The sequence below is a fragment of the Nostoc sp. UHCC 0302 genome, from assembly GCF_038096175.1.
GTDB lineage: Bacteria > Cyanobacteriota > Cyanobacteriia > Cyanobacteriales > Nostocaceae > UHCC-0302.
This window is the reverse complement of the sequence record NZ_CP151099.1, coordinates 540,586-555,551: the sequence shown is the minus strand read 5'-3', so window position 1 is coordinate 555,551 and position 14,966 is coordinate 540,586. Positions and strand designations below refer to the sequence as shown.

Annotated in this window: 9 protein-coding genes; 5 read left to right on the top strand and 4 right to left on the bottom strand. The window is 42.0% G+C overall.

The window, feature by feature from the left end; all coding sequences use genetic code 11:
- Positions 1-59: 59 nt before the first annotated feature.
- Together WKK05_RS02280 and WKK05_RS02275 are read right to left on the bottom strand one after the other, a co-directional pair.
- Positions 60-1,649: a bifunctional pantoate--beta-alanine ligase/(d)CMP kinase gene (locus WKK05_RS02280; RefSeq protein ID WP_341528199.1), complete on the bottom strand. Its 1,590-nt coding sequence runs from the start codon at positions 1,647-1,649 to the stop codon at positions 60-62.
- A 206-nt stretch (positions 1,650-1,855) separates the two neighbouring features.
- Positions 1,856-2,965, bottom strand: a complete 1,110-nt coding sequence (locus WKK05_RS02275) for a septal ring lytic transglycosylase RlpA family protein (protein WP_341528198.1) — start codon at positions 2,963-2,965, stop codon at positions 1,856-1,858.
- Between the two features lie 794 nt (positions 2,966-3,759).
- Here WKK05_RS02275 and glsA point away from each other — a divergent pair.
- A complete protein-coding gene (gene glsA / locus WKK05_RS02270) occupies positions 3,760-4,746 on the top strand; it encodes a glutaminase A (RefSeq protein ID WP_341528197.1) in 987 nt (328 codons plus the stop codon).
- An 84-nt stretch (positions 4,747-4,830) separates the two neighbouring features.
- Here glsA and WKK05_RS02265 read toward each other — a convergent pair whose 3' ends face one another.
- Complete coding sequence (locus tag WKK05_RS02265) at positions 4,831-6,213, bottom strand: hypothetical protein (RefSeq protein ID WP_341528196.1); 1,383 nt, start codon at positions 6,211-6,213, stop codon at positions 4,831-4,833.
- A 137-nt stretch (positions 6,214-6,350) separates the two neighbouring features.
- Here WKK05_RS02265 and WKK05_RS02260 point away from each other — a divergent pair, with 137 nt between their 5' ends.
- The 4 genes from WKK05_RS02260 to WKK05_RS02245 all read left to right on the top strand — a co-directional run bounded on the left by WKK05_RS02260 (position 6,351) and on the right by WKK05_RS02245 (position 9,879).
- The gene (locus WKK05_RS02260; RefSeq protein ID WP_341528195.1) at positions 6,351-6,533 is read left to right on the top strand and encodes a hypothetical protein; all 183 of its coding nucleotides are present in this window, start codon (positions 6,351-6,353) and stop codon (positions 6,531-6,533) included.
- A 504-nt stretch (positions 6,534-7,037) separates the two neighbouring features.
- Complete coding sequence (locus tag WKK05_RS02255) at positions 7,038-7,760, top strand: cyclase family protein (RefSeq protein WP_341528194.1); 723 nt, start codon at positions 7,038-7,040, stop codon at positions 7,758-7,760.
- A gap of 141 nt (positions 7,761-7,901) precedes the next feature.
- Positions 7,902-9,398 carry an aldehyde dehydrogenase family protein gene (locus WKK05_RS02250; protein ID WP_341528193.1) on the top strand — a complete coding sequence of 499 codons (1,497 nt, stop codon included), beginning with the start codon at positions 7,902-7,904 and terminating at the stop codon, positions 9,396-9,398.
- A 115-nt stretch (positions 9,399-9,513) separates the two neighbouring features.
- A complete protein-coding gene (locus tag WKK05_RS02245) occupies positions 9,514-9,879 on the top strand; it encodes a VOC family protein (protein WP_341528192.1) in 366 nt (121 codons plus the stop codon).
- 69 nt (positions 9,880-9,948) lie between these two features.
- On the opposite strand, the gene WKK05_RS02240 is transcribed toward WKK05_RS02245, so the two are convergent.
- Positions 9,949-14,961 carry an AAA family ATPase gene (locus WKK05_RS02240; RefSeq protein WP_341531001.1) on the bottom strand — a complete coding sequence of 1,671 codons (5,013 nt, stop codon included), beginning with the start codon at positions 14,959-14,961 and terminating at the stop codon, positions 9,949-9,951.
- Positions 14,962-14,966 lie beyond the last annotated feature (5 nt).

Below are 14,966 nucleotides of genomic sequence, written 5' to 3'. Positions count from 1 at the left end.
AGTGAATATTCACTCACTATTTAAATATATGGAAAACCACCAGTAAATTGTACTGATTACTAGTGAGAGAAACGTTGCTGATAGTAGTTAACAATTTGTGCGGTGACTTCAGACGCGTTCAAACCATCGGTTTGAATTTCCATAGCATCCGCTGCTTTCCTTAAGGGGGAAACGTTGCGAGTACTATCTTTCCAGTCACGTTCAGCAATGTCCTGTTCCAGCTGCTCTAAACTCACTTCGGGTTGACCTTGTTTGTTAAAGTCTTGCTGGCGACGACGTGCACGTTCACTAACAGAAGCAGTTAAAAAGACTTTTACCTCAGCATCGGGGAATACATGAGTACCAATGTCTCGTCCTTCAGCTACTAAACCGCCCCTTTTACCCCAGCTTTGCTGTTGTTTAACAAGTGCTTGACGCACAGCAGCTTGTGCAGCGATCGCTGATACCTTAGATGTTACTTCAATCGTGCGAATTGACTGAGTAACATCAGTACCGTTAATCCAAACCCGCACCGGAGATTGTAGCTCCTGACTGTGTGTCAGTTCAATTTTACACTGGCTAGCTAACTCGGCGATCGCACAATCATCGTCAATGGCAATACCTGTTTGTAATACCAACCAAGTGACAGCGCGGTACATAGCCCCTGTATCTAAATACACTAAACCCAGGTTTGCTGCCACTTGACGAGCCACTGTGGATTTCCCAGCGCCGGCTGGGCCATCAATGGCGATGATGGGTTGGCGATCGCGCAAGATGGTATTATCAATCAAACGTGTAGAACCAAGACGAGCAGCGATCGCAAGCATTCCTTCCTCCTCAACTTTTTCTAAAGACATCAACGTAGTCGGTTCAACCAATTCAATATATTCCACTAAGACATTACTGACCATTGCCACTTCTTGCTGTACCGCTGCTATCAGCTTGCTGCTATCGCGTTCCCCAGCGTGAAACGCACTTTCAGCTCGTTGTAAGCAGCGACATAATACAGATGCTTGTTCTTTCTCCGTTGCAGTCAAATATTGATTACGGGAACTCAAGGCAAGACCTGATGCTTCCCGTACAGTTGGACAAGCAACAATTTCTACTGGCAAATCCAAATCAGTCACCAGCCGTCTAATAACAGCCAGTTGCTGACCATCTTTTTGACCGAAGTAAGCTCGGTCAGGCTGTACCAAGTTGAAAAGCTTGGTCACAATCGTAGCCACACCTTGGAAGTGACCTAGCCGAGAACGACCACACAAGCCAGTTATCATAGCAGATGGAGGGATAACTTGTGTAACCATCGATTCTTGTATACTCTTCTGAGGAACCGCTATTTCTTCCGGAGTTGGCGCAAAAATTGCATCTACCCCAGCTTGTTCACAAAGTTGTCGGTCTTGCTCTAAAGTACGGGGGTAGCGTTGATAATCCTCATTTGGAGCAAATTGCAGGGGATTGACGAAAATACTGACAATCACCGTAGAATTTTCTTGCCTTGCCCGTCGAATCAAGCTTAAATGACCTTGATGTAACCCTCCCATCGTCGGCACTAGACCGACTGCTGTCTGGAACCAGCTGCTCGTCTCATCTGGAAGCGTAATTAGCTTGTTTTCTGAGCGGCGTTTAGTTAAATAGCAGCGTAAAGCTGCAACTGTTGTCAGCAGGCGCACAAAATACCCCTAGTTCTTCTTTAGCCTCTCCCCCGTTAGTTTATATCTGAAACAGGGCAAAGAGAGTAAGAACTAGGGGAATTGAGTGATAGGGAATCGCGGGGGGGATTTGGGATTAGTTACTGGGGATTGGGTACTGGGAATTAGGTAATAGGAAAACTGCTATCTTACCTAGTCCCCAGTCCCTAATCCCTAGTCCCTAATAATTATTTGCCCAAGACTTCAATATGCACTGGTGCTACACCACTACCCATCATTCCTATAATCCGCGCTGCACCGGCTGACAGGTCAATAATTCGACCCCGAATGTATGGTCCCCGGTCATTAATTCTCACCACTACAGAGCGGCCATTGCGGGTGTTAGTAACACGGACTTTAGTGCCAAGGGGCAAGCTGCGATGGGCAGCTGTCATTCCTTCTGGATTGAATCTCTCACCGCTGGCGGTTTGGCTGCCAGAACCATCATAGCCATAAAAGGAAGCTACACCTCTGAAAGAGAGCCGGACTCCACCAACAGCAATCTCTTTGGGGAACTTGACTATTGAGGCTGCTGAACGCACTGGTAAGTTAGTAATCGCAGTTAAGGGTGATGCATTGCCTAGAAGTCTTCGCATCCGATTGGTTGCTTGCAATGCGTCTTGTGCAAGGTTCTTGGTAGTATCTGGTAGTCGCGTATCTTCACTGATTTCTACCAATTCATCGCTATTGATTTTGATAGCATAGCGATCGCTTGGCTGTTGTTGGCTAGAGACAGTTTTATTTTGGGCTTGGTTTGGAGCTGTAGATTCGCCCCCAGCTTTCCAACTTACAGTGATCTTATCGGCGTTAACATTTTCTCGGATTAGCTCGTTGATCTTAGCTGCTATGACACTAGCTCTTTGAACTGGGTCATCGTCAACAGCACTAATCTGGTTACTCACACCTATTACATTCCCAGTCATCGCCAGCTTTGGTGAGCTGCTAGCAAGAAGGGCGTACGATTGTACGCCCTTACCATCTCCAACTTCACCAACTTTCTTAGTTTCCGTACTTGCTTCCGGTACGGAACTCAAAAAGGTGAGAACGGGAATATTCCGGATAAAAAGGGTTGCCGCCTTACGTCCTCCAACGTTGTGAGGATGAATTGCTGTAATCACAGCGTCAGAGGAAGGTGTGCCTGCTGTTGATTGGTACTCTCCCACCTTAACCACATCATTAGTAGGTGGTTTTTGGGATGCTTGCGCGGTTCCCTTGGTGGTTTGAGTGCAACCGATTGAGGGTATCCCCAATACAGTCATAAACAGGGCGACAATAGTCCACAAATGTCTTTGATTCATGCGTCAGATTTTAAAGCGACTGTAGAACTTAAGTTTTATAATTCTTGGGATTTCTCACCAGTGAGAGTGATTTCCCCCCGGAAAACTCGAACTCGTTCCGCTTTCACTTTTTATTTATAACTGCAACAGACTAGCATGAACCTTTTAGCTTGGGGATCAGGGTTTTAGCGTAAATCTTAGTAAACTTATCAAATTTAAATTGCGATCGCAAGGTCAAAACCTTTCTCAACTGCGGATTCTAGCTATGTAACGTTTTTTTCGGTAAGTCAAAAAAATCTTTACAAAAGTTCATATTTACGACAGCCCAAACTAACACAGCTTTAACCAGGACTATCTAGAAAGGTCACAGCTACATATGTATAAAAAAGTACATTAGTTTTTAGGCATCACTTTCCAAAGCTAATATCCATTTTCTGAAAAGGCATGAGAATAAATACCTAAAATCAATTATTTTACCAAATCTTCATATTGGCTAAGAATAAGTTATTGCAAAGCTTATATATGAGATAATCACGGGAATAATCTAAAATTCATTATCTTTTTTTAAAGTTTTAGCTAGCTATTTTAGGTATAACTTGCGTACAAAATACTTAGATTAAAACTAGTTGTATATGTAACTTGCTTTTTAAGTAGTACTGTGTATAAAAAATAGGTGTTGTACTTTTCTTACATGGGAAGAAAAGTATGATGAGAAAATCCGGAAAGTTTCCCAAACGGTTAGAGAAAACTTTTTGTTGTGATTTTATATACAACGGTATAAATTTACCGAAGTAACGATAGATAAAGTATGATTTTTGAGAGTAAGCTGTCAGCTTCATGTAAACCAAGGAGATTTAGAAATCGTTCTACCAGATATTCTTAAAGAGTTGCATTCCAAGTACAAGTCAATGCAAGAGGGAGCAGTAGCGAACTACATTCCCGAACTAGCAAAGGTAAACCCCGACTTGTTCAGCATTTGCATTGTGACAGTAGATGGTCAAGTTTACGAAGTTGGGGACTATGAGCAGCTTTTTACAATTCAGTCAATTTCCAAAGTATTTGCCTACGGACTCGCCTTAGAAGATCATGGGCTAGATTATGTGTTGACTAGAGTTGGCGTGGAACCCACAGGGGATGCATTTAACGCGATTGTCCTAGATGAGCAATCGAAGCGACCTTATAATCCAATGGTAAACGCTGGGGCGATCGCAACCACTAGCTTAATCAAGGGTTCTGGCCCAACGGAACGTCTTAATCGGATGTTGGATATGTTCCGGCGGTATATTGGTCGAGATCGGGATGTGTTTGTTGATATCTCAGCTTTTACCTCAGAACGGAGTACAGGACATCGCAACCGCGCAATGGCATACCTGATGCTCAACTTTGGCATGATTGACCGAAATATAGAAGAAGCTTTGGATCTCTATTTCCAACAGTGTGCTGTGATCGTCAATTGTCAAGACTTAGCATTGATGGCAGCTACCCTTGCTAACAGAGGTATTAACCCAATCACAAAAGAACAAGCGGTAGATAGCCGTTACATCAAAGATATTCTCAGCGTTATGTACACCTGTGGGATGTATAACTTTGCTGGTGAGTGGGCTTATAAAGTTGGTATTCCTGCTAAAAGCGGTGTTTGTGGTGGAATTCTAGCTGTTGTACCGCACAAGATGGGAATAGGAGTGTTTTCACCGCGGCTCGATGCACGTGGTAACAGTGTACGGGGAGTGAAGGTATGTGAAGAACTTTCCCAGCAGTTGGGTTTACATTTATTTGAATGTTCAGGACAAAGCCGCTTCTAAATGTATGGACAGAACTACCCAAACCTAGATATTTTGTCCATACCTCACTCCACGGTGTAAGTGCAAAACATTCTTTCTTAGTGCTTACGCTTCCTCGTTTTCGAGGTTGACCAAGAAACTCCAGTCAGGAAGAGTAAAATAGTCGTGTCTGCGATTTATCTTACTCGAACGTTTGATTCTTTTATTTAGTTGTGACCAATTGTGCCATACGTGCTTGTCTGAGTTCACCTCAAAATAGGCGGTTATGGCACAAGGTATTTTTTCTGATAGTCTCATCCCTCGTCTAGCTATTACTAACGCCGCAGCGCAGTCGCTAGATAATCCATACATTTTTATATATTTTACTAATCCAATAAGGCTGGAGTAGGCTGGGTTAGCCGTTATAAGTTCAACACCACGATTCGATAGAATTGAGTTTAATTGTTTATAAAATTCGCTATATGCCCAGTTAGAAAGCATTCTAGAATACTTTCTACCTTGCTCACCTAAACGTTCTTTCTTGTCTGAAAAGTCTAATTCTTCACAGACAACTGGACAAGCATAACGAATTGCAAGGTTAGCCAAAATCAAGCAAGCATCAACAATCTGAGCTTGCTGCTTACCAGACGGTAATCCCATTTCTAGCGGGATTTGACCATGAGATTTTAAATTACCTTCGGTATCAACATAACTCCAACCAATAGAGCCAGGATTCATGTCAATCCCAATTGCACCATAAGCACGATCCTTTGATTGGCGCTTTACATCAGAAGGTGTAAACTGTACCGCCGCATTCCACTTACAATCTTTTTTGAAAAAGTGCCAAGTCTTGGCTCCTGTTTCAGGCAATCGGTTGATGTTGCGTTCAAAATTCCCAATATTGGAAATGATATACTTTCCAAACCGAGCTTCTAGGCAAGCAGGAACGCGAAATTTAATTGTTTTTCCGTCCCACTGTGCAACTTGATTCCCAAAATTTTCATCTTTAGAACCAACAATAAAAACTTGTTCATGAAGGACGGATACCTTAATAGGCTTACATCCTAAAGATTTTATTTTAGATTTTATTAGATAAAGTTTGCGTTTTTTATTATGAATTTGAAACTTTAAATTATGCCAGTTAGTTTCTTTGTGTTTTACTGAACAGGATAGTGGGAAATTGCAACCTGTTTTTGAGTTCTGCCAATTCTTTTTAGCGTAAAATTTTTGAGCAAGTTTTAATTTGCGTTCTGCTTTTTTGATCCAGGATTCAATTGATTTTGTCTTCCCTTCTAACGTTTTAATATGCAAAGTACGATGCTCTTTTGCACCGTCTACCCTGCCTTTTGCATAAGCGATTACACTATTAGCATGACGCTTACTCATTTGGTAAGTCTTTTGCAAATAAGTGTTCCACATTGATTTATTAAACTCAGCACCCGACAGTAAATGATTAATGGTTTCAATTGCAGCACATCGAAAGATGGGTGCAAACGCTTCTAGGAACATCTCAAAATCAGTGAAGCCTAAAGCGTTTAGCTCATTTGCTGGTGTAGGCAGACCTTTAACGTAGGTGAGCGAAGGCATTGATTCGACCTCTCAATGTATGTTAAACATTAGTATATCAATATTTACGGGATTTGTGTATGCCGTTTCAGAAAAATCATAAATTAGGTTTTACCAGTGACACGCCACTGGACAAAGATCCAATTTGCTTCAAGGTAAAACCAGGGGTTAAAGACAAATTAAGATCCGTCCCTAACTGGCAAGAACTCCTTAGAGAGTATGTAGATCAGTTGATAATTGGACAAAAAGGCAGTGATGGGTAGTTCTGTCCAGAAATTAGCGAACAGTTGCTCACCCCTTCGGTGCAGGGTTTAAAGGGATTGGTGTGTAAGTCAAGAATTAATTTTTTATACCCTACACCCTTACCCCACCCTGAAAGTGCTTTTTCAACACAAGAATCAATTTTTACAAAATGAATTTATGTAAATGTTACGAAAGCATCTTACTGCAAGTATTTGGAGCTGTGAATTGTGGGTGTTTAGTGTAATAAATGATGCTATTAACATTAGTTATTAACCTAAACTTAATTTTTCATTAAACAAAAATTAACCTATTGGTTGTTAACTTAAGACTAATTCACTTTTTGCTGCAACATTTGAACCCCCCAAAAAACCTATAATTTATAGGTTTTTTGGGGGATTATTTATCTTAAATATCAAGTTCTACGGTAACTAACCGCTATTTTTTCTTGCCAAAGCTTTGGGATTACCTCTGTAGAAACTTGCTAGCTGTTTTTTGTTAACCCTGCTATTGAATACAAGGCTGGGATGATACAACCCCAAGCACAAAACAGGATCACTTACTCAAAGGTTATACACCTGAGCCATATAATTGATACGGCTATTCCCCAATGGCCTGGTGACCCTTCAGTAGAATTCACAACTTTCGCAGAAATATCACAGGATGGCTATTATCTGCGGCGTTTCTCTTTGGGTGAACATAGCGCTACCCACATCAATGCCCCTAACAGTTTTCACGATTCCGGTGTAGGAATTGATCAATACTCCGCCCAGTCGTTAATTGTACCTGCGGTAGTTATAGATATTCGCCAAGCTGCGGCAAGTAATCCTGACTATACCCTCCCGATTACCGATGTTCTGAGTTGGGAGGAACAATATGGTCAAATTCCTGTTGGCAGCTTAGTCATACTCAACACTGGTTGGGAAAAAAAGTGGTCAGATAAAAATGCCTTCTTCAACCAGGATGCCGAAGGAATTATGCATTTTCCAGGGTTTGGCAGCGATGCCACCCAGTTTTTACTTAATGAACGGCAAATTGCGGGGATAGGGATTGATACTCATGGTGTAGACCCTGGACAAGATAATAGTTTTGCCAGTAATTGCTTAGTTTTAGAACAACCCCGCATTGTGTTGGAAAACCTTACCAATTTAGATCAGCTGCCACCTCAAGGTACTACCCTGATTATTGGTGTCCTTAGACTAAGGGACGGTTCCGGTTCTCCTGCTGCTGTGTTGGCGCTAGTGCCTTGATTTTATTTATAGCGGTTATTATTTAGGTAAGATAAAACGCAACCTACTGGAACAGTGCATACTCTAAATCAATACCTATCAGGGTATTGCCTCATAAGATAGCAGTAGCTATGCACTCAATACTTAATTAGCGATTTAAATATGACAACTATATTATCTTGCCGCAATTATATCGACGGTCAATGGTTAACTGCTGTAGACGAAGCAACTTTAGAAAGTCGCAACCCTGCTGATAAGACCGAAGTCGTTGCCACTTTTCCCCGTTCTCAAATTAGTGATGTAGATATAGCTGTAGCCGCCGCCCGCAAAGCCTACCACAGTTGGCGAAAAGTCCCAGCCCCAGCTAGGGCAGAATACATCTTTCGCGTTGGTGAACTATTACTTGAACATAAAGAAGAACTTGCCCAGTTAATTAGTCGAGAAATGGGTAAACCCCTGACAGAGGCGAGAGGAGATGTCCAAGAAGGTGTAGACTGCGCTTTTTATAGTGCTGGCGAAGGACGGCGACTATTTGGTCAAACTACACCCTCGGAAATGCCCAACAAATTCGCCATGACAGTGCGAATGCCTATAGGAGTATGCGCCTTAATTACTCCCTGGAATTTTCCCGTGGCAATTCCTTGCTGGAAAGCTATGCCAGCCTTGGTGTGTGGCAATACAGTTATCCTTAAACCTGCTGAAGATACTCCCGCCTGTGCAACTAAGTTGATTGAGATTTTCGCAGCCGCAGGTTTACCACCAGGAGTAATTAACTTAGTGCATGGGGTAGGTGAAGAGGTAGGTAAGGCTTTAGTTGAACATCCTAATATTGATTTAGTATCGTTTACAGGTTCTTCAGAAACGGGTGCTTTTGTTGGCGCTACTTGTGGACGCACTCACAAACGTGTCTGTTTAGAAATGGGCGGTAAAAATGCCCAAGTGGTGATGGAAGATGCTGACTTAGAACTAGCACTAGATGGTGCGGTTTGGGGCGCTTTTGGCACAACCGGTCAACGGTGTACAGCTACTAGTCGCTTGATTTTACATCGCGACATCAAAGAAAAATTTACTGCGATGCTTTATGAGCGTACCAGCAAGTTACGCTTGGGTGCTGGCACTGACCCCGATACAGATATCGGGCCGATAATTAATGAAAGGCAACTCCAAAGGGTGAGTGAATATTTGAATATTGCCCGTGAGGAAGGAGCAAAGGTGCTAATTGGTGGGGAAATTGTTAACGAAGACCATCTCAAAAACGGTCATTTCTTTCAACCAACCATCCTAGATGGTGTAACTCCCAATATGCGCGTCGCCCGTGAAGAGATATTCGGGCCAGTGGTGGCATTGATTGAGGTTAACTCTTTTGAAGAAGCGATCGCAATTCTCAACGATAGCAATTACGGTCTTTCTTCATCAGTTTACACCCGCGATATCAACAGAGCTTTTACTGCCATGCGTGACATTGAAGCAGGTATTACCTATATTAACGGCCCCACTATCGGCGCAGAGGTACACTTACCCTTTGGTGGTGTCAAACAAACTGGCAACGGACACCGAGAGGCCGGGACTACCGCTTTAGATGTTTTTACAGAATGGAAGAGTGTTTATATAGACTTTTCTGGAAGTTTACAACGCGCCCAAATTGATAACCGGAGTTAAGCTCAAAAGATAAAATAGAAGAAAACTCACTAACGCTAATAAAAGAACGTTGTTTTCATCAATCTTAATAGTGACTTGATTTAATAACTGCCCAAATAAAGGGCGGAGGTCTCATATGACGATTACTCTAAATCACACGATAGTACCTGCACAAGATAAAGAAGCAGCAGCACGCTTCTTTGCAAAAGTCTTTGGGCTAAAAGTTGAGTCTCCCGTTGGTCACTTTGCTGCGGTGCGTGTCAATGACTCACTGACACTCGACTTTGATGACAGAGAAGAATTCGAGTCGCACCATTATGCATTCCATGTCACTGATGAGGAATTTGATGCTATTTTTGCACGGATAAGAGAGGCAAACTTGGAATATAGTAGCGACCCCATGCATCACAATAAAGGTCAGATAAATTATCGAAATGGAGGTCGTGGTTTCTATTTCTACGACATTGATGGTCATAATTTAGAATTGTTGACTCGTGCTTAGAACAGCAATTTAGTGTTCCTGCAAATACCTAACATTTCAACTCTTTGGCTTATAGGGTTGGGTATTTGCTTACTGAATCGATGCTTTAGCTAAACTTTCAATCTCTGCTTGAATAGGTAAAGTGATAATAAATTCCGTTCCTTGATTGGGGATGGAATTGACAATAATTGCTCCATTGTGCTTTTCTACTACAATTTGACGAGCGATCGCTAGCCCTAATCCTGTTCCTTTGCCAACCATTTTAGTGGTAAACAAATGTTCAAAAATCTTTTGCTTCACCTGTTCTGACATCCCAATCCCATTGTCTCGAATGTGAATCTCAACGCGTTTGCGCTCATTAATTAGTTGAGTTTCAATTGTGATCTGGTTGGGATGGGCTTGGATGTCTGCAAAATCACGTTGGTGATTGAACTCTTCTAAAGCATCAATTGCATTCGCCAAAATGTTCATGAACACCTGATTTAGTTGTCCAGGGAAACATTCAATTTGTGGAATATTACCAAACTTTTTAACTACCTCTATATCTGGGCGAGTTTCATTTGCTTTCAGGCGATGCTTAAGAATCAAAATAGTACTATCAATACCCTCATGGATATTGAACGGAACTTTATAATCTTTATCGGCTCTAGAGAAAGTTCTCAGGCTGGTGCTAATATCGCGAATGCGTTGAACTCCCAGTTTCATTGAATCAATTAATTTGGGCAAGTCTTCACGGATATAATCTAAGTCGATCGCTTCCATCTCATCTTGAATTATTGCACTAGGATTTGGATATTCTTGTTGAAACAAATCAATTAACCCAAAGGTATCTTTGACATAATCAAGAGCAGGTTGTAAATTCCCAGCAATAAAACCCACGGGGTTATTGATTTCATGAGCTACCCCTGCGACTAAATTGCCCAATGCGGACATCTTTTCACTTTGCACAATTTGTAATTGCGCGTTTTGCAAATCATTTAACGCCTGTTCTAATTCTTGTGATTTTTGTTGCAAGGCTTGCTCGGCTTGTTTGCGCTCAGTGATATCCAACAATACTCCATCCCAAATTACAGAACCATCAGCCTGTTGTTGAATTCGAGCTTCTCCGTGAATCCACTTCACGATTCCAGATATTGTCACAATTCGACCTTCCCATCGCCAGGGAGTCAGCGTTTGCATCGAGTCAACAATCGATTGCTGATTACTTGCAGCATCTTCGGGATGCACTCGGTCAACAATGGTTTGTACATTGGCGATCGCTTGCTCTGCCGTAACTTCGTACAAATTGTAACAGTCAGCACTGATGTAGGTCAGAGATATTGCTCCATCACTAGACGTTTGGTATTGGTAAACAACGCCAGGAACGTTGTCTACTAGATTATGGAAGCGAGACTGAGCGGCATTAAATTCGGCGTATGACTGTTCTAGTTGTTGGTTATACTCCAGCAATTGCTGATAGAGTCGGGCATTTTCTAGGGAAATTGCGGCTTGAGTGCAAACTAAGTTGAGTAATTCAACGCGATCGCTAGTAAATGCTCCAGTCACCAAGTTATTTTCTAGATACAAAATGCCGAGCAACTTACCTTGATGTAAAATCGGGCTGCACAGGACGCTCTTAGGCTGCTGTTGCTGAATATAGGGGTCACGGAGCAGTTGCGGATGCACGCTGGCATCAATAATTACTGCTGGTTTTAAGCTACGTCTGACAGTATTAATTAAACTGATTGGTACATCCTGCTGACTATCTTCGAGAGGTTGTGGCTTCAGCAGGATGGGGTAAAAATCGGCATAGGTAACAGCTTGAACCATCAAGTGATCCTGCTGAGATAGGAGCAATACACACTTATCCGCTCCCGCATTGACAATCACAACTTGCAGCAGAGTAGAAAAAAGTTTGTCTAATTCGATTTCGCTAGAAAGGGTTTGAGAGACTTTGAGAATAGTGGCTAAATCGAGTGCCTCTGATACGCTGCTGGTAGAAGAACTAACAGTACTCAATGCGAAAATGGTTTCGTTCGTTGACAAAGGAGAGTAACTTTGTTGGAGAATGGGGGCGAGGAGTTTGGGATAGCGAGTTTCCAAGTCGGCAAGTTTGGCTTTAGCTCCCCAACGGGCATAGCCGTAGTAAGCTTCAATTAAATACTCCTGAGCAATGCGCTCTTTGCTCCAGTTGAGGTAAAACTTGGCAGCAAGTTCGTTAGCAAGGCTCTCTTCTTGTAGGTATTCGTTGGCTTTGGCTGCGGCAATGGCGCGATCATAAAAGTTTGCTGCCTCCATACATTTACCAGAAATTTGTGCCATTTCCGCAGAGAGTAACAGATATCGATGCAGAAAGTTTTCTGGGCAATTATCCGCCCATTTTTCTACAATTTGCTGATGCTGTTCTAGAATATCCCAATACTGCTTTTTCTCTTCTGGTGTTGCAGTCGAATAGAGTGCTGCCAAACTGAGTGGATAATAGAAATGGTACTGAATAATAGGGAAGAATCCAGCGTTGGCAGCCAGCGTTTTTTCGGCTTCTACTGCTGCTGCAACGGCATCCACGTAGTGACCATAAAAGTACGAAAGTTGTAGTTTGAGAAAGCAGTACCAGTTAATTCCATGTTCAAAGTTCTTTTTTTGTCGCCAAACATCTATATATGGAATTTCCTGGTGATTCTCATCATTCAAAAAATCAGTGTTTTTAGAAATATCTTGTAGGCTCAGTAAGAACTGTCTTTGTAATTTAAACGCATACAGCATATTGACATCGTTCACCTGCTGCACATAACTCAGATATTTCTCTGTTTCTGCATAGACATCAGATAAGCGATCGCCTTTGATTAACATTGCCCAAATCAGAAACGAAACCGCCCAAACACCAAACACTACATCTCCAGCTTCTCGGCTGGTTTGAAACGATTGCCGAGACAGCGCTAAATTCGTTTTTAAATGCTGATTATAGGGATTAATAGTGTGTGCAAAAATATTATTGGTTTTATAAATAAATTTGGTGCTATTAAAATGGCGATCAAGTTTTATAGCTAATGTTCCAAACTCATAAGCTGTTTGATAATCTCCTTGGTTGGCCAGACTCATTCCATAAAGGCAGTAAGCAAAACCAGAGCCTTCGGCATTGCCATATTTTAACGAGGTATTAATCATTAATAGCGGACTCAAATATGAGAGGTACTGATCTCCTCCCATATATGTCACCGCCCACAGGTCAGCGAAAAGACTCATACAGACCTTTTTAATTGGGTCTGACATTTCAGGTAAATCAAATAAATCTGCTGGACGAGTTATTGCAAGTTGATTGTTTAATTCTTCCAGTTGAGCTTTGATAGCGGCTTGCTGTTCTGCAACCGTCAGTGGCAGATTCATCCCCATGACACTCAACCCTTTGAGCCCAGCTTCAAAACCAGCTTGGATATTCTCGCCTTGAGTCATTTTCAAATACATTTGCACAGCATAAATATCTGCCTGATCAAACTTATCTTGAGCATGATTCAATGCCAAATCAAACAGTTTCTCTGCCTGATGTAATTCGCCAGTTAAATATTCGCACTCTGCACGTTCTCGATATAATCCAAATGTCAGATGATAGTGGCTGTTCCAACTATTTTCTGGTAGAAATTCTATACCAAAGGCAAAGTATTTAACTGCTGCTTTATAAGCAGTAGAAGCTTTGGCTTTTCTCCCAGCTATCAGATTGAGTTGAGCTATTTTATATTTTTCTGATTGCTGAGTAATAATGTCAATTCCCTCGTTTAATTGATTGACAATATCAAAAATGCTAGTTTCAATCGCTTCAGGTGAAGTATTTTGCAGTAGCAATTGTCCAATTTTTAGGTGAGCCGCTTTTTTCTGAGATTCAGGGATGAGGGAATAGGCAGCTTGTTGAACGCGATCGTGTAGGAATCGGTAGCTGGACAATTGAGAAGTATCTGTAAGGGATGGGATAACCTCTGCTGGATTGCTGATTATAGAAATTTCATCAGTGTCCTGCTGATAAAACTTATAAACTTCATTGGTCGGAATGATAAATCCTTCTTGCAGTGCTTTCCACAAATCTGTTGCGGTTTCCGTTTGAGACTTTTGATAGACAATTCCCAGCGTTGCCAAATCAAACTGATTACCAATGCACGCCGCTAATTTCAAAACTTCCTGAGTTTTGGGCGGCAACTTTTGCAGTTGAATTGCCATAAATTCAACTACATCATCAGTGAGAGCAAGCGATCGCACTTGTGCAACATCACACTGCCAAAAGCCAGCATCAAAATCAAAGCTAATTAATCCATCCTCGTAAAGCGCCTTGACAAACTGAGTTGTAAAAAAGGGATTGCCCTGTGCTTTTTGATAAACTAACTCAGTCAACGGCAAAGTGCGTTCTAGGGGACAACTCAAGGTGTCAGCAATCAGATGATTCACATCCGCCGGACTTACCGGAGCCAGTGTTAGGGTGTTAACAGTTGCCTCTGTCTTGGCAATTTCCTCTAAAGTCAGCATTAACGGATGAGCAACAGAAACTTCGTTATCACGGTAAGCGCCAATCATTAGCAGATAGCCTGTCTCTTCACCCATCAACAGTTTCATCAAATTCAACGACGCTGAATCTGCCCACTGCAAATCATCTAGGAAAATCACCAGGGGATGTTCTCTGGTGGAGAATACCTGAATGAATTTCACAAACAGTAGATTGAAGCGATTCTGGGCTGCACTTCCTGATAGTTCCACGACTGCTGGCTGTTTGCCAATGATGCGTTCAAGTTCGGGAATTACCTCAATTAATACTTGCCCATTCTCTCCCACTGCTGCCAAAATGTTGATCTGCCATTGCTCCAGTTGAGTATCAGTTTCACAGAGTAATTGTGCTATCAAATCCTGCAATGCGTGTACAAAAGCACTCAAGGGAATATTCCGTTGAAACTGGTCGTATTTCCCTTTAATGAAGTAGCCCCGTTGACGGACAATCGGTTTATGCACTTCATTGACTACGGCAGTTTTGCCGATACCGGAGAAGCCTGCTACCAGCATCAATTCTGATGCACCATTGGCAACATGAGCAAATGCCTCCAGTAGCATTTCAACTTCCTGTTCTCGTCCATAAAGCTTTTCTGGGATGAGGA

Coding starts and splice junctions, on each gene's coding strand:
- WKK05_RS02255 (WP_341528194.1), top strand. CDS start 7,038: ATGATACAACCCCAAGCACAAAACAGGATCACTTACTCAAAGGTTATA.
- WKK05_RS02250 (WP_341528193.1), top strand. CDS start 7,902: ATGACAACTATATTATCTTGCCGCAATTATATCGACGGTCAATGGTTA.
- WKK05_RS02265 (WP_341528196.1), bottom strand. CDS start 6,213: ATGTTCCTAGAAGCGTTTGCACCCATCTTTCGATGTGCTGCAATTGAA.
- WKK05_RS02245 (WP_341528192.1), top strand. CDS start 9,514: ATGACGATTACTCTAAATCACACGATAGTACCTGCACAAGATAAAGAA.
- WKK05_RS02275 (WP_341528198.1), bottom strand. CDS start 2,965: ATGAATCAAAGACATTTGTGGACTATTGTCGCCCTGTTTATGACTGTA.
- WKK05_RS02260 (WP_341528195.1), top strand. CDS start 6,351: ATGCCGTTTCAGAAAAATCATAAATTAGGTTTTACCAGTGACACGCCA.